Origin of the sequence: Pukyongia salina (assembly GCF_002966125.1) — a bacterium.
Lineage (GTDB): Bacteria > Bacteroidota > Bacteroidia > Flavobacteriales > Flavobacteriaceae > Pukyongia > Pukyongia salina.
On the sequence record NZ_CP027062.1, the window covers coordinates 2,082,873 to 2,107,951 of the forward strand.

Annotated in this window: 27 protein-coding genes; 12 read left to right on the top strand and 15 right to left on the bottom strand. The window is 42.8% G+C overall.

The window, feature by feature from the left end; translation table 11 throughout:
• The first annotated feature begins 76 nt into the window (after window positions 1-76).
• Window positions 77-307 (top strand): DUF8828 family protein, encoded by a 231-nt coding sequence (locus tag C5O00_RS09465; protein ID WP_105216629.1) that lies wholly within the window; start codon window positions 77-79, stop codon window positions 305-307.
• Window positions 300-866 (top strand): phosphatase PAP2 family protein, encoded by a 567-nt coding sequence (locus tag C5O00_RS09470; protein WP_105216630.1) that lies wholly within the window; start codon window positions 300-302, stop codon window positions 864-866. The genes C5O00_RS09465 and C5O00_RS09470 overlap by 8 nt, the downstream gene beginning before the upstream one ends.
• Here the strand turns inward: C5O00_RS09470 and C5O00_RS09475 are convergent.
• Genes C5O00_RS09475 through C5O00_RS09485 form a run of 3 tightly spaced genes read right to left on the bottom strand, consistent with a single transcriptional unit; the run spans window position 856 to window position 3,816 of the window.
• Entirely contained in the window at window positions 856-2,490 is a 1,635-nt protein-coding gene (locus C5O00_RS09475; RefSeq protein ID WP_244592967.1) for an ArnT family glycosyltransferase, read from the bottom strand. The two genes, C5O00_RS09470 and C5O00_RS09475, sit on opposite strands and share 11 nt — an antisense overlap.
• On the bottom strand, window positions 2,477-3,109 hold the full coding sequence (locus C5O00_RS09480) for a lipid-A-disaccharide synthase N-terminal domain-containing protein (protein WP_105217629.1): 633 nt from the start codon (window positions 3,107-3,109) through the stop codon (window positions 2,477-2,479). Before C5O00_RS09480 ends, C5O00_RS09475 begins: the two co-directional genes overlap by 14 nt.
• A complete protein-coding gene (locus C5O00_RS09485) occupies window positions 3,106-3,816 on the bottom strand; it encodes a glycosyltransferase (RefSeq protein ID WP_105216631.1) in 711 nt (236 codons plus the stop codon). The genes C5O00_RS09480 and C5O00_RS09485 overlap by 4 nt, the downstream gene beginning before the upstream one ends.
• A 97-nt stretch (window positions 3,817-3,913) precedes the next feature.
• Between C5O00_RS09485 and C5O00_RS09490 the strand changes: the two genes are divergently transcribed.
• From C5O00_RS09490 to C5O00_RS09505, 4 genes are all read left to right on the top strand, one after another.
• A complete protein-coding gene (locus tag C5O00_RS09490; RefSeq protein WP_105216632.1) occupies window positions 3,914-4,855 on the top strand; it encodes an NAD-dependent epimerase/dehydratase family protein in 942 nt (313 codons plus the stop codon).
• Window positions 4,856-4,893: 38 nt separating this feature from the next.
• Window positions 4,894-5,931 (top strand): helix-turn-helix domain-containing protein, encoded by a 1,038-nt coding sequence (locus C5O00_RS09495; RefSeq protein WP_105216633.1) that lies wholly within the window; start codon window positions 4,894-4,896, stop codon window positions 5,929-5,931.
• A 194-nt stretch (window positions 5,932-6,125) separates the two neighbouring features.
• Window positions 6,126-6,590, top strand: a complete 465-nt coding sequence (locus C5O00_RS09500) for a PepSY-like domain-containing protein (RefSeq protein WP_105216634.1) — start codon at window positions 6,126-6,128, stop codon at window positions 6,588-6,590.
• Between the two features lie 34 nt (window positions 6,591-6,624).
• Window positions 6,625-7,377 (top strand): methyltransferase family protein, encoded by a 753-nt coding sequence (locus tag C5O00_RS09505; RefSeq protein WP_105216635.1) that lies wholly within the window; start codon window positions 6,625-6,627, stop codon window positions 7,375-7,377.
• Between the two features lie 6 nt (window positions 7,378-7,383).
• Here the strand turns inward: C5O00_RS09505 and meaB are convergent, their stop codons facing one another.
• Window positions 7,384-8,475, bottom strand: a complete 1,092-nt coding sequence (meaB, locus tag C5O00_RS09510) for a methylmalonyl Co-A mutase-associated GTPase MeaB (RefSeq protein WP_244592968.1) — start codon at window positions 8,473-8,475, stop codon at window positions 7,384-7,386.
• 99 nt (window positions 8,476-8,574) lie between these two features.
• On the opposite strand from meaB, the gene C5O00_RS09515 reads away from it, so the two are divergent.
• From C5O00_RS09515 to C5O00_RS09525, 3 genes are read left to right on the top strand one after another with little or no spacing between them, the layout of a single operon-like run.
• Window positions 8,575-9,120: an RNA polymerase sigma factor gene (locus C5O00_RS09515; protein WP_105217630.1), complete on the top strand. Its 546-nt coding sequence runs from the start codon at window positions 8,575-8,577 to the stop codon at window positions 9,118-9,120.
• The gene (locus C5O00_RS09520) at window positions 9,104-9,685 is read left to right on the top strand and encodes a hypothetical protein (RefSeq protein ID WP_105216637.1); all 582 of its coding nucleotides are present in this window, start codon (window positions 9,104-9,106) and stop codon (window positions 9,683-9,685) included. The genes C5O00_RS09515 and C5O00_RS09520 overlap by 17 nt, the downstream gene beginning before the upstream one ends.
• Entirely contained in the window at window positions 9,666-11,294 is a 1,629-nt protein-coding gene (locus C5O00_RS09525) for a YggN family protein (protein WP_105216638.1), read from the top strand. Before C5O00_RS09520 ends, C5O00_RS09525 begins: the two co-directional genes overlap by 20 nt.
• 58 nt (window positions 11,295-11,352) lie before the next feature.
• Here the strand turns inward: C5O00_RS09525 and C5O00_RS09530 are convergent, their stop codons facing one another.
• Entirely contained in the window at window positions 11,353-11,703 is a 351-nt protein-coding gene (locus C5O00_RS09530) for a DUF6249 domain-containing protein (protein ID WP_105216639.1), read from the bottom strand.
• Between the two features lie 138 nt (window positions 11,704-11,841).
• Here C5O00_RS09530 and C5O00_RS09535 point away from each other — a divergent pair, with 138 nt between their 5' ends.
• Together C5O00_RS09535 and C5O00_RS09540 are read left to right on the top strand one after the other, a co-directional pair.
• On the top strand, window positions 11,842-12,429 hold the full coding sequence (locus C5O00_RS09535; RefSeq protein ID WP_105216640.1) for an RNA polymerase sigma factor: 588 nt from the start codon (window positions 11,842-11,844) through the stop codon (window positions 12,427-12,429).
• A complete protein-coding gene (locus tag C5O00_RS09540) occupies window positions 12,413-12,793 on the top strand; it encodes a hypothetical protein (protein ID WP_105216641.1) in 381 nt (126 codons plus the stop codon). Before C5O00_RS09535 ends, C5O00_RS09540 begins: the two co-directional genes overlap by 17 nt.
• 6 nt (window positions 12,794-12,799) lie before the next feature.
• Here C5O00_RS09540 and C5O00_RS09545 read toward each other — a convergent pair whose 3' ends face one another.
• The 10 genes from C5O00_RS09545 to C5O00_RS09590 all read right to left on the bottom strand — a co-directional run bounded on the left by C5O00_RS09545 (window position 12,800) and on the right by C5O00_RS09590 (window position 24,178).
• Complete coding sequence (locus C5O00_RS09545; RefSeq protein ID WP_105216642.1) at window positions 12,800-13,357, bottom strand: DUF4377 domain-containing protein; 558 nt, start codon at window positions 13,355-13,357, stop codon at window positions 12,800-12,802.
• Between the two features lie 81 nt (window positions 13,358-13,438).
• Complete coding sequence (locus tag C5O00_RS09550; RefSeq protein WP_158676818.1) at window positions 13,439-15,106, bottom strand: T9SS type A sorting domain-containing protein; 1,668 nt, start codon at window positions 15,104-15,106, stop codon at window positions 13,439-13,441.
• Between the two features lie 132 nt (window positions 15,107-15,238).
• Window positions 15,239-18,595 carry a preprotein translocase subunit SecA gene (gene secA / locus C5O00_RS09555; protein WP_105216644.1) on the bottom strand — a complete coding sequence of 1,119 codons (3,357 nt, stop codon included), beginning with the start codon at window positions 18,593-18,595 and terminating at the stop codon, window positions 15,239-15,241.
• A gap of 174 nt (window positions 18,596-18,769) precedes the next feature.
• Entirely contained in the window at window positions 18,770-18,991 is a 222-nt protein-coding gene (locus C5O00_RS09560) for a DUF2795 domain-containing protein (RefSeq protein WP_008272287.1), read from the bottom strand.
• Between the two features lie 144 nt (window positions 18,992-19,135).
• Window positions 19,136-19,708, bottom strand: a complete 573-nt coding sequence (locus tag C5O00_RS09565) for a cob(I)yrinic acid a,c-diamide adenosyltransferase (protein ID WP_105216645.1) — start codon at window positions 19,706-19,708, stop codon at window positions 19,136-19,138.
• Window positions 19,705-19,890, bottom strand: coding sequence for a hypothetical protein (locus C5O00_RS09570; RefSeq protein WP_105216646.1), 186 nt, complete (start codon window positions 19,888-19,890; stop codon window positions 19,705-19,707). The genes C5O00_RS09565 and C5O00_RS09570 overlap by 4 nt, the downstream gene beginning before the upstream one ends.
• Window positions 19,891-19,948: 58 nt before the next feature.
• Complete coding sequence (locus C5O00_RS09575; RefSeq protein ID WP_105216647.1) at window positions 19,949-20,755, bottom strand: class I SAM-dependent methyltransferase; 807 nt, start codon at window positions 20,753-20,755, stop codon at window positions 19,949-19,951.
• A 13-nt stretch (window positions 20,756-20,768) separates the two neighbouring features.
• Entirely contained in the window at window positions 20,769-21,455 is a 687-nt protein-coding gene (locus tag C5O00_RS09580; protein WP_105216648.1) for an ABC transporter ATP-binding protein, read from the bottom strand.
• Window positions 21,456-21,527: 72 nt separating this feature from the next.
• A complete protein-coding gene (locus C5O00_RS09585) occupies window positions 21,528-22,298 on the bottom strand; it encodes an O-methyltransferase (RefSeq protein ID WP_105216649.1) in 771 nt (256 codons plus the stop codon).
• Between the two features lie 8 nt (window positions 22,299-22,306).
• Window positions 22,307-24,178 (bottom strand): ABC-F family ATP-binding cassette domain-containing protein, encoded by a 1,872-nt coding sequence (locus tag C5O00_RS09590; protein WP_105216650.1) that lies wholly within the window; start codon window positions 24,176-24,178, stop codon window positions 22,307-22,309.
• Window positions 24,179-24,284: 106 nt separating this feature from the next.
• Here C5O00_RS09590 and C5O00_RS09595 point away from each other — a divergent pair, with 106 nt between their 5' ends.
• Window positions 24,285-25,079, top strand: a complete 795-nt coding sequence (locus tag C5O00_RS09595; RefSeq protein ID WP_105216651.1) for a polysaccharide biosynthesis/export family protein — start codon at window positions 24,285-24,287, stop codon at window positions 25,077-25,079.

The following is a 25,079-nucleotide window of genomic DNA, read 5'->3' on the forward strand; positions in this document are numbered from 1 at the left end:
TTTTTGTTTAGTATGAAAGACCCCGGGAATATGCCGGGGTTTTTTTATTTGCTGTATTTTAGCACAAAACTAATGTATGGAACTTCCAAAATATCTGCTGGGCGATAATACCGATTACCCCGATGCGATCTTTATAATTCATACCGAATTCCCTCGATTTGTGATCAACCTGGCAAATGATGAGGTTGAGTGGCTGGAGGAATTCGATCAGCACGATCAGAAAGAACTGGAAACCGAAACGGAGAATTATATTCGGGAGGCTACAGAATTCTACGACCGGGAAGTGGCTCGTTACGAGAATGATTGAAACCCTACTTACATACGATACAGAATTATTTCTCTACCTGAACAATCTGGGTACAGAAAAGTGGGACGGCTTCTGGTTGATCGTTACCGAAAAATGGTCTTCTATCCCTGTTTATGCGGTACTTCTGTACCTGGTGTACCGTCATTACGGATTAAAGGGCACCCTTGTCATTCTGGTATCGGTCGCATTGATGATCACCGCCACAGATCAGCTTGCTAACTTATTTAAATACGGCATCCAAAGGCCAAGACCCTGCCGTGTGGAAGCCCTGCAGGATCAAATGCGGTTTGTAGCAGAAGGCTGTGGCCGCTTTGGATACTTTTCTGCCCATGCGGCCAGCTCGATGGCAGCCGCTGTTTTTCTTGGTCTTGCCTTGCGAAAGCATTACAAGTACCTGCCTTTTATCCTGATCTTCTGGGCCGTGATAGTTGCCTATAGCAGGATCTATCTGGGGGTACATTATCCCCTGGATATCATTAGTGGATTTATAGCAGGGGGTTTATTGGGCTGGGGCTTTTACAGGCTTCAGGTTTGGGGGCAAAAAAAATTCAACGGTTAGAGTTTACCACATAAAGATCCCTATATAAGCGCGGCTTGTGTGAACGATCTTCTTCCCCTTTCGGATTCATATCGTAGCGTGTAATTAAACGAGTATCGTAATCTTTAAATGTCCGTTTAAATAATTCTACATCATCCCTGGATACTAGGACTGCAAAAGAATCTTCTTCAGGAATGCTAACAGTTCCTTCTTTCCGAAGAACTTCAATAGGCTTTCCATAAGCCCAGATCAGTTCGGGGGTAAAGTAGGTCATTTCATAAACTTCCAGGCCTGTTTCGGTTTGCCATTGAGGTAATTCGGCCATGCTTTTAAAACCGGGATTTACGGTAAGGGTCTTAGCCAGGGGCATTCCGAAGCAAATAATCGCTGCTATAAATAATATGGTCGCGTAAAAGACGCCCTTGATCTGCTTTCTGAGTAGATTTCGGAAGATGTATATTCCTATCCCAAACAAACTTATGGATAGCAGTATAAACCATATCCATTTTCCGGCCAATTGATCTTTCAGGAAGAGATAACCGGCTACTGGGAATACTACCCCTATAAAGGCAATGAGCCCAAAATTAAAGTAAACAGGCCAGGTTTCTCTTTTGTCTTTTATTTCTGAAAACCTTCTGAAGAGGTACTCGATATAAAAACCCGTGTTCAACGCAAGAGGGATGAGTACCGGTAGCAGATAGCGAGATTTCTTCTCGGGTATCACTGAAAGTAATACCAGCGATAACAACGTCCAAAGCAAGGTAAAACGATAAGCCTTCTTATTGAACACACGATCTTTCAGGTAAGGATACAGCAGCCCGATGAATGCGATCAGGGTCCAAACCCCACTTTGTGTGAAGAAACTCCAGTAATAGTAGAAGGGTCGCACATTATAACCTGTCCAGTTGGAAGTTTCTTTTTGGGTGATCGCAGCTACAGTTTCCGGATCGTAGGTATAGGTATACCAATGCCACCAACCGGAAATTACAAGAGCAACCAGAATAAAGAGAATTAAGGGCAGAATACGTTTTTTGATGTTTTTATAACGGTAGACGATTCCGAAGGAAATAAGAAAAGGAAGTAATAGGGCATAAAGGGAAACAGGACCTTTACTCATAAATGAAAATCCGAAAAAGACAGCTGCCAGAAGTGCGCGTTGGTACTTCTTATCTTCAGAAGTAAAAAACAGGTATAGCTGCCAAATACCTACCATCATGAAGGCATGGGTAAAAATATCCCAATTACCGTCCCGGCTGGCAGAAACCACGTAAAAAGATGTAGCCATAACCAAACAAGCCAAAAATGCATAGGTTTTGTCCTTGGTTAATTTTACGGCAAACAGGTAAGAAGTCAATACCAGGAGAAGTCCCATGAGTGCTGCTGGCATACGGAGAGCAGCAATATTCTTTAGCCCGAAAATAGCACCCGAAACTGCCGTGATCCAAGTTGGCAGAGGAGGTTTCTGATATCGTGGTTCGCCATTAAGGGTGGTAAGTAGCCAATTTCCGTCGTCCAGCATTTCGCGTGCTGTGGTAAAATTTCTTGCCTCCATGATATTTACATAGAGAGCGTCCAGATTCACGAAGAAAATAGCGATACAGGCCAGTATAAGCCACAGGATGTGTTTGTTTTTAATCGCTTTCACGGAATTGCTTTTTCCAGATAAAGATATTACGAATATATATTATTAGGCCTGCAATATGGCCTACAAATAGTACCGGGTCCTTTCGGAAAATGGCATAAGTGAGAATTAACGAAGCTCCTAAAACACTCATTCGCCAGAAACCAACAGGCAGCTGTGAAGTTTTGGTTCTTTCAGAATAGATCCACTGATACACGAACCTCAGGGTAAAGATCAATTGGGAGACAATTCCCAGGATAAGAAGCCAGAGGGAGATATTTTCCTTACTGAAGAATTGTTCGAGATCATACTCGCCGTTATTGTAAGAATAGATCACGATGATCACCGGACAGACTATAAGAAACCACTGGAACCATTTAGGGGCTTTTTGCCATTCGCCTTGAAGCTGTAAATTCCTGATATAAATGAAGTAAGTTAACGATTGCCCCAGCATGATGGCAAAATCATCTCTTAGATAGCCGTAGACAAAAAGAAGAAATGAAGCAAGCAGACTCAACTTCCAGAAGAGGGAAGGGGTAACCACCCTTTTTCTTTTTTCTGAAACGATCCACTGTGCCAGTAATCTTCCCGAAAATAAGATCTGAGCCGTAAAACCAATGCTGTAAATAAGCAGATCGCTCATTCTTTTTGCTTCACCTCGTAGTTTATATACTTTTTCTTCATCCAAAGGTAGGCAAAGCAATCCATAAGGGGTCCAAGCAGTCTGTTCCATAGACCAAACTTGGCCTTCCCGGCTATTCTGGGGAAGTGACGCACAGGTACTTGTAGAATTTTCCCATTCTGAAGCAGGATCATTGCAGGTAGAAAGCGATGTAATCCTTTAAACATAGGGATACGTTTTGCATAATCTGTTTTGATCACTTTAAGCGGACAACCCGTATCGTCCATCCCGTCGTGAGTGAAAGCACGACGGATCCCATTTGCGATCCTGGAGGACATATTCTTAACAAACGAATCCTTCCTGTCTGCCCGAACACCGGTCACCAGGTCGTATTCTCCTATATGCTCCAGTAATACATTAAAATCTTCAGGCGAAGTTTGTAAGTCGGAATCTATATAGCCTAACAATTGGGTGGACACATGGTCGAAACCGGCCTTTATAGCGGCGCTTAGTCCGCGGTTTTCTTTAAACGAAATATAATCGAAGGCCTCGTTTCTCTTACAAATTTCTTTAATAAGCTGTTCGCTCTTATCCACGGAGCCATCATTCACAAAAAGTATGGCCGTCTTTTTTGTTGCGATTTTGGTATAGGCCAGTAGTTCCTGTTCCACACGTTCCAGGTTGTCCTCCTCATTGTAAACCGGCACTATAATAGTAAACTCGTACATAAAACTTTGCTCGAAAGATTTGTGCAAAAGTATTTCTTTTTTGAAGAATAGGGCAGAATGCTATAAAAGATGTTTCTTTGTATACCAATTCACTTCTATGCGAATATTAGTAACGGGAGCAGCTGGATTTATTGGATCTCATACTTCGGAAAGGCTTTCCGATATGGGCCATGAGGTTCTGGGCGTTGATAATTTCTCCGATTATTACGATGTAAAACTGAAAGAGTTAAATGCCAGGACCCTTTCAGAAAAAGGAATAGAAATAAAAAAGATCGATCTGTGCATTGATGACCTTAGCTCACTTTTTGAAGACCAAATAGACTATATATTCCATTTTGCAGCCCAGCCTGGGATAGCCGTATCGTCTACCTTTAACGACTATATCAGCAACAATTTTATCGCTACCCAACGCCTACTGGATGCGATCGAACGATTAGACGACAAGCCTTTTTTTGTGAATATTGCCACCTCTTCGATCTACGGATTACAAGCTACCATGACCGAAGTAGAGGCGCCAATGCCTGCCTCCTGGTATGGGGTGACGAAACTGGCTGCCGAACAACTCGTGTTGGCCTATAGCAGGCGTGGACTCTTGCAGAGTACTAGCTTGCGTTTGTATTCGGTTTATGGTCCCAGAGAACGACCGGACAAGCTTTACACCCGACTTATCGACTGCGGATTGAACGACAAGGCTTTTCCGTTGTACGATGGTAGTGAAAGACATTTACGCAGTTTTACATACGTTCAGGATATTGTCGACGGAATTGTAAGTGTGATTGGCCGGGAGGAAGTTACCAACGGTGAGATATTCAATCTTGGGACGGAAGAGGAGAATTCCACTGCCACCGGGATTGCAACTGTAGAGAAGATCCTTCAGAAAAAAATAAAGATAGACCACAAACCTGCCAGGCCGGGCGATCAATCCCGTACCAAAGCGAATATCTATAAGGCCCGTAAGTTGTTACAATACGATCCCGGAACCAGCCTGGAAGATGGCCTCAGGGAACAAGTGGCCTGGTTCAAGGAAAACTTTAAATAATAAGCCAGGGAATTTCTTCGTTATAAAGCTATCCTCATATGATAGCTATCTTACAGATCGTTGCCTTGATACAGGGAATTTTCCTGATCCTTGTATTATTCTCTAAGCGTGAGTCTTATAAAAAACCCACCCTCGTTTTACTGTTGTGTAGCATCGCCTCAATACTATTGTTTTTAATTGGAGACGACCAGAATAACCTAATCTCGAAAGATGTGGACTGGTTCTTTTTTGATACCTCATTATTTATAACCTTTCTCTTTCTGTTTGTAAAATATTATGTTTCTAAACGGGAACGATTTAGTAGATGGGACTTGTTATATTTTATTCCGAATCTACTTTATCTCGGCTTCGAGATCTTCGAAATATTCCTAATGCCAGCCGAGAACAGGGTGGTGGAACTATTAGAATTGGGCATCGAACTCACTTTTCTTGCGTATTTGATATTTACGCTAAGGATACTTCTGTTCTCCGGAAAGCAAAGGTGGTTACTCATGTTTATCTTTCCTCTCGTATTGTTGACCAGCACCTCTATCTTAAACGATATTTTAAATTGGTTCTCATTGAACGAGATCGCAATGTTCAACGATGCCAATTTTAATTCGTTTGTCATGATCACGGTGGCAGCTCTATTTTATGTGGTTAGTATGAAACTAGTGATAGCTCCCGGAGATGTGCTTTTACCTCACGAAACAAGTCGATATCAAAGCTCCGGACTTAACCGCAACCTTATTGAAGAGTATAAGCAAAGGATCCTGGAGAGTATGGATACGCAAAGGATCTTCTGTAATCCTAAACTATCGTTAACATCATTGTCGCAAGAACTCGAGATCCCTAAACAATACATTTCGGAAATTCTAAATGTTCACCTTCGTACGAGTTTTCAGGATTTTGTGAACGGGTATCGTGTTAATGCCTTTATCGCATGTCTGGGTGAAGAACAATATGAACATTTTACACTAATGGGAATTGCTTCGGAAGTTGGGTTTAACTCCAAGTCGAGCTTCTATTCCATCTTCAAGAAACACCAGGGATTAACGCCTTCAGAATATAAAAAAACCAAGTTTGAACAAGGGTAATTAGTTCAGAATCTTCATACTGGACTAATTGATGTTATTTAAGTGATATAAAACCCCTTTATAGATATATATTTATATCATAATGAAGGGTTTAGGTGCGAGATTAATTAATTTGTCTATTCCCCTTTGTATTATTCCATTCGGGATTATCGGGATGACTTTCGATTAAAAATTTACTGAAAAAACCACTATATATGAAAACTACTCTGCGTATCGCATTGACGATTTTGATCTTTGGGTTTTACAGCTGTACTGATAAGGATACCGATGTACCCGAAGCGGTTAAACAGTCATTTATTTCAAAATTTCCGGATGCCGAGGAAATAGAATGGGAGAAAGAAGAGGACAATGAGTGGGAAGCCGAGTTTGAGTTAGGCGATATCGAATATACTGCCTCCTTCGATAATAAAGGCTCCTGGCTGGAAACAGAGCGATATGTAAAAGAGGTAGACCTGCCCCATATTGTCTTAGAAAAACTGAAAGCTAATTATCCAGATCATAAGATCGAGGAAATAGCCTTAGTTGAGAACGAAACCAATAGTTATTACGAGATCGACCTTACATACGGAGATGAATCTTTGGAGGTGGCCATTAGTGAAGATGGAAATACGCTTAGCATGAACGAAACAGAGGATGATGATAATGAGGACGATGATTAATAGTATTCGGTAGAATTTTAAACTCCTAAAACATATGCCCTTAAGGGAAGAATTTAAGAAGCAGGGGGATTTCCTTTTCAGGAATCGCAGTTATCTGCCACTTTTGTTTTTGGCGGTAGGTCTTATGGTATTTATTACCACCAAGGATTTTTCGAAGGAAATTTTAAAAGCTTGCGTATTCGAGCCCTATAAGTTTGCATGCCTGGGTGTGTGTTTGATCGGACTTGCAATTAGAGTGACCACTGTAGGGCATACGCCTGGTTTAACGTCGGGCCGGAATACCACAGAAGGTCAAATAGCCGATGAATTAAATACCACCGGAATTTATTCTCTGGTGCGACACCCGCTTTACCTGGGTAACTTCTTTATGTGGCTGGGCGTGGCCATGCTAACCGAAAACTTTTGGTTTATAATCGCCTTTATTTTCTTTTACTATGTGTATTATGAACGCATTATGTTTGCTGAAGAGAATTTTCTTCGGAATGAGTTTGGGGAACGCTATCTGCAGTGGGCCAGTAAGGTGCCGGCATTTATACCAAGGTTCAGAAAATATACAAAAGCGAAGTATGGGTTTTGCTTAAAAAAGGTGCTGAAGCAGGAGAAGAACGGCCTGGCGGCTGTCTTTCTGCTATTCTGGCTATTCAGTGTGATTAGTGACATCAAGGTTAGCAAACACTTTATAATCACCTACGACTTCTGGTTTTATGCTGCAATTATCAGTTCTATGTTCTATCTGGTGCTGAAGATTCTGAAAAAAAAGAGGTTATTGGAGCAGAAAGGTAGGTGAAGAAAATTATTGGTGCTTTTTATATAAACCCAACAGGTAGTTCGCCGCCTCGAAAGGGGTTGTTTTATTATCCCCAAGGGCTTCTAGTTGCTTCTTTAACTCAGCTTTAATCCTGGGATCTTCATAGAACTCGTTCTTCAGGGCATTTTCTATGGTTTGTAAAAGCCAAAACTCATTTTGTTCGTTTCTTCGCCTTTGGAAAAATCCGTTTGCCTTGGTTTTTTCTACATAGCGCTCAATAAGCTCCCCAATCTCATGTATACCCTCATTCTGCAGAGCGGAACATGTGAGTGTCTTTGGCGACCAGCCGCTTTCTTTTTCAGGAAACAGATGTAGAGCACGGTTAAACTCGGTTTTAGCAAGTTTGGCGGCTTTAACGTTCTCACCATCTGCCTTATTGATCACAATGGCATCGGCCATTTCCATAATGCCGCGTTTTATCCCTTGCAGTTCATCACCGGCACCGGCAAGTTTCAACAATAAGAAGAAGTCTGTCATTGAATGTACCACCGTCTCGCTTTGACCAACACCTACTGTTTCAATAATGATAATGTTATAGCCCGCAGCTTCGCACAGGATAATAGCTTCACGCGTTTTTCGCGCAACTCCGCCCAGGGAGGTCCCACTGGCTGACGGCCGGATAAATGCGTTTTTATCCTTCACAAGTTCTTCCATTCGCGTTTTATCGCCCAGGATACTACCCCTGCTTAGCCGGCTGCTGGGGTCTACAGCGAGTACAGCAACATTGTGTCCCTGCCCGGTGTATAGCTTCCCGAAACTTTCTATGAAGGTGCTTTTACCTACACCCGGTACACCCGTAATCCCAATCCGTAAGGAATTGTTGGCGTGTGGAAGGCAGGATTCCAGCAATTGAGCCGCCTGTTTTCGATGAGTGGTTTTGGTGCTTTCTACCAGGGTAATGGCCCGGCTAAGTGCACTTTTATCACCAGATAGGAGGCCTTTGAGAAGTTCTTCGTTAGAAAGTGTTTTTTTTCGGCGTTCCTTTACCTTATTCGCTACCTTATCGCTAAGCGAAGAAGGAGGTGTGATCCCCTCCATTTCATGCAATGCACCTGTATTTTTACCAGACTTGCTCACGAAGTGAAGTTATAACATTTTTATAAATTTAAGATTCCTTGCAACACAGATACTATTGTGTCGTCTTTTAACCGAACAGCAACCAAAAAACCATCATTCGTGGCAGACTCGTTCCTTATAGAGAAATGCAAACAAAACGATCGGAAAGCTCAATTAGAGTTGTATCGAAAGTATTGCGATGGCATGTTCATCGTCGCGAGCAGATATTTAAAGGACGGAGCTGCTGCCGAAGACGCATTGCAGGAAGCGTTTATTAAAGCGTTTCAAAAACTCGATCAGTTCAAAGGGGACGTCACCTTTGGAGCCTGGTTGAAAAGGATCGTCATCAATAAATGCCTGGATATTATCAAGGCGAGAAAGATGGAGGTTCAATCCCTGGACGACGGGGTATTACATATTGCAGAAGGAGAAGGCGATTGGGATATAGGTGAACAGGTCACAATGGACGAAGTTTATCATGCCATCGACTCGCTACCTGAGAATTACCGGGTAGTGGTAAAACTCTTTCTTATGGAAGGCTACGATCATCAGGAGATCTCGGAGATCCTGGGAATTACAGAGAGTGCCTCCCGAACAAACCTGCATCGCGGCAAATTAAAATTGAAACAAACACTTAAACACTTGGAATATGGGACAGGATATTAGAAAGATGATGCGGGATTACAAACCCGGGACGCCAAAGTTATCGGAAGGGCATGAAAAGCGTTTTGAAGCCCGATTAGACGCTCAGTTGTCTAAGCCGGAACGACCTATGATCTATTGGTTGAAAATAGCAGCCGTGATAGTGGCCTTTCTCGCCGTTGGTTCATTTGCCTATTTCTCCATCAATGACAAAGGTGCGGAGGATGGTCTCACCACTGTAGAAAACACAAATACGGAAACTATTCCGGAATCTGTGATCACTTTAGGAGACCTATCGCCGGATTTGAAAAAGGTGGAATCTTATTACACAACCGGGATAAATGTGCAATTGGCTTCGTTGAAGGTAAATGACGATAATAAGGAACTGGTGGACAGTTATATGAAACGGTTAAACGAACTCCACACCGAATATAAAGTACTGAATAAAGAATTAAACGAAGTAGGGCCCAATGAGGCAACCATCACTGCTTTGGTTGATAATTTGCAATTGCGTTTGGAACTGCTGTTCAAACTAAAAAACAAATTGGAAGAACTTAAAAAACAAAACAATGAGAACTATACAATATAAAGTTTTAATCGCAGTCGCTCTGTTATTAGGCAGTACAACTCTTGTAGCACAAGTGAAAGAGACAGAGCGTTTTAACGTGAATGAAGACGTGGTGGTATCTGTAAATACGTCTTACACAAATGTTATATTCGAAACATGGAATAAAAACGAGGTGGAAGTAACAGCCTCGGTGGACGGAGACGATCTTACCCAGAAGGAAAAACAAGAGATCCTGGATAATTGGGATTATGAAGTGTTGGGAAGTAGTAAACAAGTGAGGATCACCTCTAATACCGGCGGCGGTTGGATGGGAATGGATCATCTTAGTGGTTTTAAAGGACTACACGGCCTGGAGGCTCTTAAAGCGTTGGAGAATATGGATATGCTAAAGGATATGCCAAAGTTTGTCATGCCCGATTTTGATTTCAATTTCAACGATAATTTCAATTTCGATGTAGAAACACCCGAGTTGGATGAATTCCCAAAATGGCCTTTTAGTGGGGAGCGCCCTAATTTCAAAGACGGAAGCGAATATAATCACTACAACGTGCAACATGGTAAAGGCACTACGTTCGACAGAGGCGAATACAAGAAGAACAAGCAGGCCTATGTAGATAAATTGAACAAGAAACACAATTCAAAAGTCACCGTTCGACAGGTAGACGATTGGTTGGTGGAAGTGGACGATTGGTCTGCCAATGTAGAGAAGGTGATGGAAGAGTGGGGAGAGAATTTCGGTAAACAATTTGGAGAGAAGTTTGGGGCCGATTTCGAAGAGAAGATGGAGAAATGGGGCGAGGAATTCGGTGAAAAATTTGGTAAAGACATGGAGAAATGGGGTGAGGAGTTTGGTGAAAAGTTTGGTAAGGACATGGAGAAATGGGGAGAAGACTTCGGTAAAGAAATGGAAGAATGGGCCAAACATTTTGAAGAGCAGGGTGGAAATTATAGTCAACAGATCATGACCGATCCCTATGGAAATAAGACCATAATTATCCAGGGTGATAAGAAGGGAGAATATAAAAAGGTGAAAGCGATCAAGACTATCCGAATTAAAATGCCAAAAGGATCGAAAACCGAGATAAATGTAAGACACGGTGAAATAAAAATGGCCGATGCCTACAATGTAAGAGCGACATTGAACTATTCGCCATTTACAGCTAACAGTATTGATGGGGGGAACACCCTCATCAATGCTGCTTATGCACCTGTAACAGTTAACTTATGGAACAACGGAAATCTGCTTGTAAAATATATAGACGAATGCCGGATCAATAAGGTAAAGCGTATCGACCTGGAATCTAATTCGAGTAATGTGGATATTAATTATGTTTCGGATGTGGCCATTTTAAGCGGGTCTTTTGGCGATATCAGAATAAATGCAGTTGACGATGGATTTAATACAATACGCCTCGACCTTGATAATACAGATGCCTTTATATCCATTCCTAATACATCATTTACGTTCGATTTCAATGGAAAACGATCCACCTTGCTGTATCCAAAATCCATGGCGCTGGATAGCAGGAAGCAAAATGGGCTCGTGCTCATAAGCGGTTACAACCAGAACTCGAGGTCGAATAAATCCTTTACAATAAATGCGGCCTACAGCAATATAAAATTGCAATAAAAAACCGTTCCATAACATTTGCTATAGAACGGTTTGGCTAACTAATAACCAACTTTAGTTAAGCGTCTTTGTTTAGTTTTTTAGTGACATAATATCCGGTGAATAAACCAAGACCAGCCATAAAGAAGATAACTCCCGGAAAGGCAACTTCCTCGTCCATTCCAAATCCCTGCACGAATCCTTCGGCAATCAAGGTCCCCAGACCAATACCCATAAGCAGAAAAGCCAGATTGATAATAATTACTTTCCACATAGGCGTCGCTCTGCGAGTACTACTATAAAAAATAGACGCATCCGCACCTTTTTCGATGAGTGCCAGGCGTTCCTTATTTCTAGCGGAAATGTATAAATAGAAGATTCCGAAGAGAACTCCGAACATGATTGGCACTAAAATTACTTCTGATCCCATAATATTGAGTGTTTAAGATTTTAAAATTGTTCGTTTCCATCTAAGACGGCGATGTTGACAAGCCGGTTACATTTATTTTGTAAATTATTATTCTGAATTCGATGTAACCTAACTAAGGTTCCCTTCGTCTTACACCTAATGATGCAACGCGCTGACCACTATTACATTCGAAGGACGCTAAAGGGTGACACCAACGCTTTTTCCGAATTGATCACCAGATACAGAGACCTGGTGTTTACTGTGATCTTCCGTGTGGTGAAGAGCAGGGAGGAAGCAGAAGAAGTCGCCCAGGATACATTCCTTAAGGCTTTCGAATCCCTGAGTAGTTTTAGAGGCGAGGCGAAATTCTCAACCTGGCTGTATAGTATTGCCTATAGGAAAGCACTCGATCAGGTACGAAAGAACAACAGGATAAAATCTGTGGAGCTGGTTGAAGACATAACCGAAAAACAAGTACAGAAAATTGAGAATGCTCTGGACCTCATCGAACAGCAGCAGCGCCGGGAAGTTATAAATAAATGTATAGCTGCATTGGCAGACCAGGATGCTGCGATAGTTACATTTTACTATTTTGAGGAACTATCGGTACGCGAGATAGCCGCTATCACAGGGCTAACAGAAGATAATATTAAAGTGAAATTACACAGAAGCAGAAAAAAATTGTTTACTTTGCTGAAACAATTTGTACTGCCCGAAATGACAAATAGCAATGGAAGAGCAATTTAAAAAGGAAGATCGAATCTTAAAGAAACTTATTTCTGAAGCAGGTACCGAAAAGCTCGGTTCCAATTTCAATATGAAGTTAATGGAGCAAATCGAGCAACGTGCTTCCGAACGAATTCAGTATCAACCATTGATCTCTAAAAAGGGATGGGTTTTATTAAGTATTATCTTCATATTACCTACTTTGTTATATTTCACAATACCGGTAGAACTCAATGGTCTTCCATTCGATCTGCCATGGAAAAGTCTTGGCCAAATGTTACCCGAATTTAAAATTTCGAAGGTATTTATGTACGGAACTATATTTTTAGCCTTGTTTTTCCTACAAATTCCATTGCTGAAGAAATACGTAGAAGCTAAATATTAGCAACTTCTAGTCCAGAAGAGACATAAGAAGATAGCTGCCGTCGGGTCCGTGCTTAAAAATTCCTGTAACTTCATTTTTCTGTTCGATTGCCCTGTCCAGATCCGGACAGAAATAATTACACTTAAAAGGAATTTCATTTCCTAAGATAAACGTAGAGTCGGCCTGCCGCCTGATAAAAGTTGCCATACCACGACCATTAATGAATTTGATCATCGGGATCCTGAACTCGGCGTCCGGACGCACCGCCTGCCGCGAATCCATAGAAGTTGCTTTATAACGTATTGTTTTAGTATTGGTACCTGCATTTTCTGTGGTTGTTTTGGTTGCCCTTAGAGAATAGGTATATCCGGGTTCAAAATTAAAATTATCTATCTGTCCGTATACCCTGGCATTTTCATCACCCAGACTACCATTTTCATAGATCACAAATGCGGTTCCGTTGTAGGCTGAGGTAGTTTTATAATGATCTACAGCAAGATCAACCTCTTCGGAGGTAATACTTTCATCAGTAGCGCTGCATGAAAAAATAAGCGCAGCAAGCAGGAGTAGGATAGCATTTTTCATAAGAGTTTTTTATTCAGAAATGCCACAAAAAATATACCGATTTTAACGTGAAAAAATGTTAAACTTCTGTAATACAGGTGATTATTTTACAAATTTCAATGTTCTGGACTGGTTGGCTACCTGCACGGATGCGAAATACATCCCGCGAGCCAAGGTGGAAGTGCTAATATCTACTGCAGTTGCATTAGGCGACAATCTCATGATCTCCTGTCCTGTGAAATTGTAAATGATCACTTCAGAGATCAGCTCGTTGTTGCTGATCACAAATCGATCATCCACCGGATTTGGGAATAAATTCAAATTGGCAAATATTCTATCCTCCTGACCGAGCACAGGTTCACAAGTTATTTCTAATTCGAAGTCCCCCGAAGCAGTTCCGGCTCCCTCAACAAGGATGTAAGTTGTTTCCAGATCATAGCTGGGAAATTCCAATTCAGATTGTGTGCCGCAGAAATCATCGTTCGTTATTTCATTATTGAACGCGCAATCGGTAAAAGATCGAAGAACTGTATCGAAATTCGTACCCGAACCACATAAGGAAACTGTTATAGTTGATAACTGACCATTTCCTGTATAACTGTAAAAAACATCGGGAGACGAATTACCTCCATTGTCTGTAGCCGTCGTTGTAGATCCGAAAACTATAGAATTACACGATACGGGAATAGCTGTAGAACAGGTGTTATTAATAGGTACATCCGGTAATCTTAGTACGAATCCGGAACCCGAGTCTGTTAGTCCCACTATCGTACTTCCATCATCCGAGATGTCGAGCGGCAAGGCTAATATAGCTCCCTGTACATCAATTCCAAGAGATATAGCAAGGTCTGTGAGATCCAGCATACCTGTGGCATCGGTATGAATAATTCCTCGTCCAAATACAGCTGGGGCAGGGAAGGGCCTGTAAAACCCTACGGCGATCGATCCATCTTCAGAGAGTCCGCTAATCGCCCCTCTCCATCCTGCAGTGGGAGCAGGTCCTATATCTATGATGCCGGTGTTCATACTCCATTTCCATGCCTGAAAATTATTTCCGAATCCCTGACCACCACCCATCCAAACTCCATCTCTGGACATTGCACCTACCTCTGTAGCGCTATCGCCATTAGGATGTGTAATTAAGGTTTGTACCCCGTTTATCCAAATGGCACCCTGACGGAAACCACTTGATGAATCCTGCCATCCACCTATTATCGAGCCATCGTTATTGGCTTTATTCGCTCGTGTACTTCTACCCGCAACTGTACTTCCAAGATCCTCGATACCACCTCCACTGGTCCACTTGATGGCATGTGCATTTCCGGCACTTATCCATCCCAGGCCTACGATTGTAGACCCATCTGCCGAGAATCCCCATGCCGAACTAGCCGAGTTTCCAGAAGATGAACCTAGAGACCCATGTGAGGTCCAGGTTTGGGTTCCCAGGTTATAAGAGCTAAGTTCCCCTAAATTATTACCAGGATTAACACGCGTTCCGGCAACCACAGTCCCGGCGCCATTCACCGAAGTCTGGCCACCAAATCCTGAAGGTCCAACCCCACCAATGAGGGTAATCCCACCGGATTCGGTCCACACAAAATGTTCAGATCCATTATCACCAACAACGACGGTTCCGTCTGAATTTGTATCAGTAGCATTAAATCCGCCACCAAGAAGGAATAGCTGGGCGTTGACGTTATGAATACTGAATATGGCGATTAGTGTGAAAAGACCAAGCATTTTCACCCTGAGTGAGGAATAATTTTTCATTAGATCAATTTTTTTTGGTGGTGAATAAATAAATATACCGAATTTCATTAACATTATTATTTTCCATATCCTGTGATAATAAAAAAACCCGGGTTGAACTACCCGGGTTTTTTTAATACTTAATGGATTTGTTTATTCGTCCACCAGCACCCATTCGCCTTTATCAATTAAAGGGATGGCTTGTTTGTATTTAACGGTCTTGTTCTCACCACTCATCACATTTTTAATAGTAACCCGCTCGTTACGGCCAATTTTTGGTCGTTCGCGAACAATCGTTTCGGTAATTTGTGGTTTAGGTTGAGTATTTCCTGCTGCTCTGGACTGTGCTGCCCGTTCGTCCATATTAGGGATCTCGTCTTTCTGCTCACTAAGCTTTTCTTTACGTTTTACCTCCCGGGCTTCCTGGATCTGTTGCTGGTTCTCCTGTGGTAATTCCCCTTTGAAAAGGAAGGATATCACATCTTTGTTCACTTTCTCTATCATAGCCTTAAAGAGCTCGAAAGCTTCAAACTTGTATATAAGCAACGGATCTTTTTGTTCGTGAACTGCCAGCTGCACCGATTGTTTTAACTCATCCATTTTACGAAGATGTGTTTTCCAGGCATCATCGATAATGGCCAAAGTGATATTTTTCTCGAAATCCTGAACCAGTTGCTTCCCGCCCGATTCGTAAGCCTTCTCAAGGTCGGTCGCAACATTAAGGGTTTTAACCCCATCGGTAAACGGCACAAGGATACGCTTATACTGGTCTTTATGGTTTTCGTATACATTCTTGATCACCGGGAAGGCCATATCGGCGTTTCTGGTCATCTTATCCTGGTAGTGCGAGTAGGCAGCCTTATAGATAATACCGGCAATCTCCTGCGCACTTTTATTCTCAAATTCTTTTGCTGAAACCGGCGAGCTCATCGAGAAATAACGAATCAATTCAAACTCGAAATTCTTGTAATCCTGGGCTGCTTTGTTGGTTTCGGCTATGATCTCGGACGTATCGTAGATCATATTGGCGATATCCACCCGAAGTCGTTCGCCAAATAAGGCGTGATAACGTCGTTTGTAAACAACCTCTCGCTGAGCGTTCATCACATCATCATATTCGAGCAGGCGTTTTCTTATTCCGAAGTTATTTTCCTCTACTTTTTTCTGGGCACGCTCGATAGATTTAGAGATCATACTGTGCTGGATCACTTCCCCTTCTTTCAGTCCCATACGGTCCATCATCTTGGCAATTCGCTCACTACCAAAAAGTCGCATTAGATTATCTTCCAGGGATACATAGAATTGCGAGCTTCCTGGGTCTCCTTGTCGGCCGGAACGACCACGTAACTGTCTGTCCACACGTCGCGAATCGTGCCTTTCGGTACCTACAATCGCCAAACCACCGGCTGCCTTCACCTCATCACTCAGTTTTATATCGGTACCACGTCCCGCCATATTGGTCGCTATTGTAACCATTCCGGCTTTACCGGCTTCAGCTACAATATCTGCCTCCTTCTTATGCAATTTCGCGTTCAGTACATTATGAGGGATATTCCTAATGCTGAGCATACGGCTTAATAATTCGGAGATCTCAACCGAGGTGGTACCAATAAGTACAGGCCTTCCTGCCTGACTCAATTCGGTCACCTCTTCAATTACAGCGTTGTATTTTTCACGTTTAGTCTTATAGATCTTATCTTCCATATCCTTACGGGCGATTGGCCTGTTGGTAGGAATTTCCACCACATCGAGCTTATAGATCTCCCATAATTCTCCGGCTTCGGTTACCGCTGTACCCGTCATACCTGCAAGTTTGCGGTACATCCTGAAATAATTCTGTAGCGTAATGGTTGCAAAGGTCTGAGTGGCTGCTTCAACCGTTACATTTTCCTTGGCCTCGATCGCCTGGTGGAGTCCGTCACTATAGCGACGGCCTTCCATTATCCTACCCGTGGATTCGTCTACGATCATTACCTTATTGTCTATCACCACATACTGAGTATCCTTTTCGAAGATAGTGTAGGCTTTCAGCAACTGGTTCATGGTGTGAATACGTTCGCTTTTCACGGCAAAATCACGGAACAGATCTTCCTTCAGCTCTGCTTCTTCCTCAGGGCTCAACCCTTTCTCTTCGATCTTGGCGATCTCGGTACCAATTTCCGGCATTACAAAGAATTCCGGATCGTCCTCCCCAGAAAGGAAGTCCACACCTTTATCGGTAAGATCGATCTGATTGGTTTTTTCTTCGATCACAAAATACAACTCGGCATCTACTTTAGGCATCTCCCGGTTGTTGTCCTGCATGTAGAAATTCTCTGTCTTCTGAAGGATCTGTTTCACCCCTTCTTCCGAAAGAAATTTAATAAGGGCTTTGTTTTTTGGCAAACCACGATGTACGCGAAGAAGTTGAAATCCGCCTTCCTTGGTGTCCCCTTCCTTAATGAGTTTTTTGGCTTCGGCCAATACTCCGGTAAGATATTTTCTCTGGATCTCCACCAGTTGTGCGATCTTGGGTTTCAGTTCGTTGAATTCGTGAATATCGCCTTTAGGAACAGGACCGGAAATGATCAAGGGGGTTCTCGCATCATCGATCAAAACCGAGTCTACCTCATCCACAATTGCGTAGTGATGCGGCCGCTGAACAAGATCTCCCGGGGCGTGCGCCATATTATCACGCAGATAGTCGAAACCAAACTCGTTATTGGTTCCGTAGGTGATATCGGCATTATAAGCTTTTCTTCTGTCTTCCGAATTGGGCTGATGGTAATCTATACAGTCTACTGTTAAACCATGAAACTCGAAGATGGGTGCCATCCAGGCCGAGTCACGTTTGGCAAGGTAATCGTTCACCGTTACAAGATGTACTCCGTTCCCGGCCAGGGCGTTGAGGTAAACTGGTAATGTTGCTACCAGCGTTTTACCTTCACCGGTCTGCATTTCGGCAACCTTTCCCTGATGCAGAGCTACACCACCTACTAGCTGAACATCGTAATGTACCATGTCCCAGGTAACTTCCTTTCCAGCGGCGTCCCATGAATTCTTCCAAATAGCTTTTTCCCCGTCCAGGGATACATAGTCCTTGGATCCGGAAAGTTCGCGATCGAAGGGGGTAGCGTTTACAGTTAAAGTTTCATTGTCCTTAAATCGCTGTGCTGTTTCTTTGATCACGGCAAAAGCTTCGGGCAGGATGTCGTCCAGGGTTTTTTTCTCGATCTCGTATCGATCGTTTTTCAGAGAGTCGATCTGGTTATAGATATCTTCCTTTTTGTCGATATCTTCCATTTCTTCGGCTTCCTTCTGAAGTTTTTCGATTTCGGCATTGATCTCTGCCTGATCTTCCCTGATCCGTTTTCTGAATTCGTCCGATTTTCCCCTTAGTTCATCTATTGTAAGTTTGGATATCTCGGGTTCGAAGGCTTTGATCTGGTCTACAATGGGTTGGATCTCACCGATATCCTTTTTGGATTTATCTCCAACAAAAACTTTTAATACGCTATCTAGCAATCCCATGATTTATATGTTATTTCGGCTCAACGACACTTGAAGGTTAAGGCATACAAAAAAACTGTAAAAAAACCAGTCTGCCAAAAGCTTGAACGCTTTTTATTTCCAGTTTGTCGGGCACAAAAAAAGCCTCGTAAACGAGACTTTTTAAATTATTTTTATGTTGCAATGCAACGTGAATTAATATTCATCTTCATTCCACAGATAATCTTCATCTGTAGGATAGTCTGGCCAGATCTCCTCGATAGAATCGTATGAGTCTCCTTCATCTTCGATCGCTTGTAAATTTTCAACTACTTCAAGCGGAGCTCCGGTTCTGATCGCGTAATCGATCAACTCGTCTTTAGTCGCCGGCCAGGGCGCATCACTCAAATATGATGCTAATTCTAATGTCCAGTACATAGTACGTAATAGTGTTTAATATTTTGCAAAAATAATTTTTTGTTTCAAAAAGTCAAGAAAAAAATGAATTATTTCAGCTGTATTTTAAAGAACGTGTATAAGTAACTGAAAAACAGCAACTTAAAATAAGTTTACAAAAGGAATTTACAGTTTCTCAGGAATCCATTTAATTTCTTCTGCCTGAAGGTCATTAGACAACTTCCGTGCCAGTACAAAAAGATAATCGGATAGTCTGTTCAAATACCTTAAAACCGCCTCATCAATGGGTTCTTTGGCATTTAAAAAGGTAGCCAAACGCTCGGCGCGACGGCAAACACAGCGCGCTATGTGACAATATGACACGGTGGTGTGCCCACCGGGAAGAACAAAGTGCGTCATTGGTGGCAGTGCGTCATTCATGCTGTCCATTTCTGTTTCCAGCAAGTTGATATCGGCTTCGTTTATTTTTGGGATGTTTAATCGTTCTTTTCCGCTTTTAAGGGTAGCTTTGGCCGGATCTGTGGCAAGGATAGCGCCCACAGTAAATAATTTTTCCTGAATACCAATTAGCATTTGCTTATAATGTGCGTCGATCTGTTGGTCGCGAATAAGACCCAAATACGAATTTAATTCGTCTACAGTACCATAACTCTCTATCCTGATATGATGCTTCTCTACCCTGGTTCCTCCAAATAAGGCTGTTGTACCTTTGTCACCTGTTCTGGTGTATATTTTCATTGATCGGTCTTATTATGTTGTTCCCGTTCCTTTTTCTTTTCGTAATAGGCATCTCTGAAACTTCGCTGCTGTCTTTTGCGATTCGTCGATACATTCTTCCTGCTCCATACATACACCAGTATTACCAGGAACATAAGCCCGATAATTATAACATATGGATTCGTGAGCAAATCTGAATTCATAGCATAAAGATACTGAAATTTGAAAAGACCAAAGCCGCATGTAACCGAGGAAATATCCTTATTTCTTCCGCAGATGTAGATTTAGTTGCATACAAGAATAGAGGTGAGAGTTGCTAACCGCAGAGCGTTCCCAATCGTAACGATGTGCAGCTTTTCCCCAACGTAGTTTTTTCTCTTTCGAAAACGGTAGCATGGCGTACAAGAAATACCATTTGGATTTCCCTAATACCCCGCGTCTCTCTAACAGCTCGAAATTCGATTCAAATTTTCGGTATGTTTTTCTACTGAAAGGCCACTCCCAGGCTGCATCGCTCTGAAATGGACGATACAGCATCCTGATAAACCAAATTGGATAACTGGTTTGCAAGGGATCGTAACTAATGATCTCACCACCCGGAGCTAGTTTTTCATCCAGTCTCAGGATAAGATTATCCACATTCTTAAAATGATGCAACACCCCATAGGCATAAATAAGGTCGAAGTTAGATTCTGTAAAATCCTCCGAGAAGAAATCGGCCGCGATCGCCCTGGCATGAGGTATATCCTTAAGTTTCTCATTTAGCTTCGCTATCGCCACATCACTAAGGTCTAGACCAACATAGGTTTTGCAATTTGTTGCCATATAGCGCGACAGGCTATTCCCCGAATAGCACCCAAGGTCCAGCACCCTTTTATTGGAAAGATCTCCCATCCATTGCTGGTGCAACGCATAGGATTGCTCGAGTATACCGAGTTCTTTTCTAATATTTTTCAAGGATTTTTCCCGTACGAACGACCAGATCCGGGAGGGTAAGGACTTCTTTTTCTTATTGTAGAACTCCTTTTGTTTTTCGTTCTTTTTCAGGGTATCCTGCAGGGTTTCCATGCAGCAAAGATACTTATTTAATCCGGGTATCGCTCTCTACCATTCCGTCTCTCAGCCTGATAATTCGATGGGCATGTGCTGCGATATCTTCTTCGTGTGTTACGATGATCACCGTATTTCCGTTACGGTGGATCTCGTCGAAAAGGTTCATGATCTCATCCGAAGTCTTAGAATCCAGGTTACCGGTTGGTTCATCTGCCAGAATAATGGAAGGCTTGTTTACCAGGGCTCTTCCAACGGCTACCCGTTGTCTCTGTCCTCCGGAAAGTTGGTTGGGTTTATGGTCCATTCGATCTGCCAGGCCTACATCGCTAAGGACCTCCTCGGCACGCAGCTTTCGCTGACTCTTACTCGCACCGGCATAGATCATCGGCAGGGCCACATTTTCCAGAGCCGTTGTTCGCGGAAGTAAATTAAAGGTTTGAAAAACAAAACCTATTTCGGTATTCCTAATTTCCGCCAGCTCATCATCCGTCATATTACTTACATCCTTCCCATTGAGTTCGTAGGTACCCGCTGTAGGAGTGTCCAGGCAACCCAGGATATTCATAAGGGTAGATTTTCCCGAACCGGAAGGGCCCATCAAAGCCACGTATTCACCGCGTTCGATATCGAGATCGATTCCCATAAGAACTTTTACAACTTCCTGTCCCAGAGGAAAATCTCTTCGAATTCCCCTAATTTTAATTACATAGTCCATAGTGATCGCAGGCGGTTTTTAAGTTCTGCAAGATAGTAGTTTTTAGCATATGACGCAGCCTCAGCCCTGTTGTTACACGCGAATCCTAAAATCTTGTTTTTTCTGTTCTTTTCTGAAAAAGATCAACCCCCATTGAAAAGTGTCTATACTTACCGTAACCTGTTTATTAGCGATGATCTTCTTCCAGGCAGCATTCATTTCGCGGCTCCAGTGGATATCATCCAGGATCACGATGCTGTTATAGTGAATGCATTTCAGAAGTAATTCAAAATAACGAAGCGTATCTTTTTCGGTGTGATTTCCGTCCACATAAATAAGATCGAAAGATTCGTTACAGCCAGAAAGATAAGTATCGAAATCGGTGTTGAGCATTTCAATATTATTCACACCAAATTGGTTAAAATATTCCTTTGCCTTGTTCGCTGTGGCCGGGCACCCTTCCAGCGTGGTGATCGTGGATTGCTCGTGACCTAATGCCATTGCAAAGGTGGATAACCCAAGGGATGTCCCAAGTTCGAGTATACTGTTAGGTTGGTGAAAACGGGTTAACCTGTACAGCAGTTTTTGTCTTTTAATACTCATTCCGGCATGCCTGGCTATAGCCGAAATTTTTCTCACCTCGGATTTGAACACCCTGGATCCTGCGCCCAGATCGGTCACCGAGATCGTACTATCATCTGCTAGCAGTGCCTTTCTATGTGCTGAAAGAGCATCGTAGGCGGGGTAATAAGACCGGTCGTAAAAACATTGGGTGAGGAGATTATACACAAAAGGCGAATGAACCCCGTGCTGGTTTGAGGCTCCAGTGAGAAATTTTAGATAGGATGTAAATGGGTAGATCATAAGGAAATTTAAGCTTCCATTTTTGCAGATAGTTCGAACCAGCGTTCGGTTTTCTCCTCGATGCTATCTGTGAGTTGCTGCAGTATTCGGGATTGTTTGTCTATTTCTTCACCATCCCAGCCTTCGGTGGCAAATTTATTCTGAAGCGTTTCCCGCTCGCTTTCAAGTTTAACGATCTCTTTTTCCAGTTTCTGAAATTCCTTCTGTTCGTTATAACTTAGTTTTACTTTGTTGCTGTCGTCCTTCCAGCTGTTCTTTTTCTTCTGAATCGGTTCCTGTGAAGATTCTTCATTCCGGGCGGCACTATCGGTATAGCTGCGGTAATCTGAATAATTCCCCGGGAAATCATCTATGGATCCCCCTTCCGAAAACACGAACAAATGGTCTACGATCTTGTCCATAAAATAGCGATCGTGAGAAACCACCACCACGCAGCCCGGAAAGTCCATCAGGAAATTCTCCAGAACATTGAGGGTAACTATATCCAAATCGTTGGTAGGTTCATCGAGGATGAGGAAATTGGGATTTTGAATTAGGACGGTACACAAGTACAGTCTTTTACGTTCCCCACCGCTTAATTTCTCAACAAAATCGTACTGTTTTTTCCGGTCGAACAGAAAGCGTTCCAGTAATTGCTGAGCAGAGATCTGCCTGCCTTTTTTCAGGGGGATATAGTCTCCAAACTCACGAATCACGTCGATCACCTTCTGGCCTTCCTTAATGGTGATGCCGCGCTGGGTGTAATAGCCAAACTTTACTGTTTCGCCTATAACCACTTTTCCGCTGTCTGGTTTCAGGCTCCCGGTGATTATATTGAGGAAGGTGGATTTTCCGGTCCCGTTCTTTCCAATAATTCCCAGGCGTTCCCCCCTCAGGAAATTATAGCTGAATTTTGTAAAGAGTTGCTTCTCCTCGAATGCCTTGGAGATCCCGTGGATCTCCACCACCTTGGTGCCAAGCCGTTCCATGTTCAACTCTAGCTGCACCTCGTGTTCACTGCGTCGTTTATATGCTTGCGACTTGATCTCGTGAAAATCGTCTATACGGGATTTACTTTTGGTGGTACGGGCTTTGGGCTGCCTGCGCATCCAGTCCAATTCCTTTTTGTAAAGCTGCTTGGCTTTCGCGGTTTCTGTAGCTTCGTTTTCAATACGGGCCTGTCTTTTCTCCAGGAAGTAACTGTAGTTTCCCTTGTAGCTGTACAGTTTCCCTTCGTCCAGTTCTACGATCTCATTACATACCCGTTCCAGGAAATAGCGGTCGTGGGTAACCATGAACAAGGTAATGTTCTCCCTAGCGAAAAAACTTTCCAGCCATTCTATCATTTCCAGGTCCAGATGGTTGGTAGGCTCGTCCATAATAAGGAGCTCGGGCTGGGTAAGCAGGGCATTGGTTAAGGCAAGCCGTTTCTTTTGGCCACCGCTTAGGGTTTTCACCTTTTTATTGAGATCTTCCAGCTTAAATTTAAAGAGAAGCTGTTTGTAGAGGGTTTCAAAATCCCAGGCGTTAAAAGCATCCATATCGTCGAAGGCCTTCTGATAGGCTTCGGTGTCGTGAGGATTCTGCAGTGCTTTTTCGTAGGCAGCGATGATCTTCAGGATAGGATTATCTGAAGAGAATATGGTCTCTTCCACGGTAAGCCCGGGGTTGAGATCGGGTTCCTGTGAAAGGAATGCGGTACGAAGGTTTTTACGGTAGGTTACCGTGCCGGAATTCGGAGTATCCTTCCCCGATAAGATATCGAGAAGGGATGTTTTTCCGGTACCGTTCTTCGCTACAAAACCTATCTTCTGGCCGGCATTGATTCCGAAGGAAATATCGGTAAATAAAACCCGCTCACCATACGATTTTGCTATATTTTCGACCGAAAGGAAGTTCACGTTTCAATTTTTTGCAAATTAAACAGAAATTACCCAGTTACTCCAAAATATATTTTATTATTAGCCTGCTTACGTTATATTTGTCTTCAAACAACCCCGACTGTCCATGAAATCGAAGTACCTCTTACTATTTCTATTTGTAGCAGTACTCTTTTCTTCCTGTGTTTCCACCAAACAACTTACCTATCTTCAGGAAGGTGATATAAAGGCCGACAGCATCATCGCACTACGTAAAAAACAAGAACCGTACAGGTTGCAGATAAACGATCTGTTAAGTATACGGGTAAAGGCGCTGGACCAGGAAACTGTGGGGATCTTTAATCCAATTGGTGATGCCAATTTAAACGCTACGGGTGAAGAACGTCTATACTACGATGGCTTTGTAGTAGACCCGCATGGAAACATACGTATTCCCACGTTGGGAGAGGTAAATGTTTTGGGGTATACGGTCGAGGAGGTACGCGAGGAGATCGAAAAACGATTGCTCAGGGACTATTTCAAGGCAGAAGCCAACATCTTCGTTACGGTAAAGATCGCCGGGATAAGGTATACTATTAGTGGGGAGATAAGCAGTCCGGGCTCTAAGATCATCTACAGGGACCAGGTGAGTATTATGGAAGCGATTGCCAATAGTGGAGATATACCTGTTACGGGAGACAAGACCGATGTAATAATTATTAGACAGTATCCCTTGGGCCAGAAAGTGCATCATATAGACCTCACCAAGATCGATGCGATGAATTCACCTTATTACTATGTGCAGCCTAACGATCTTATACTTATTAATCCATTACCGGAGAAGTCTATCGGTACGGGAATTACCGGCCTGGATACCTTTAGGACCATACTAACTGTGGTAACAGCGGCTGCTACAACCATACTCTTGTTTACACGTCTCTGA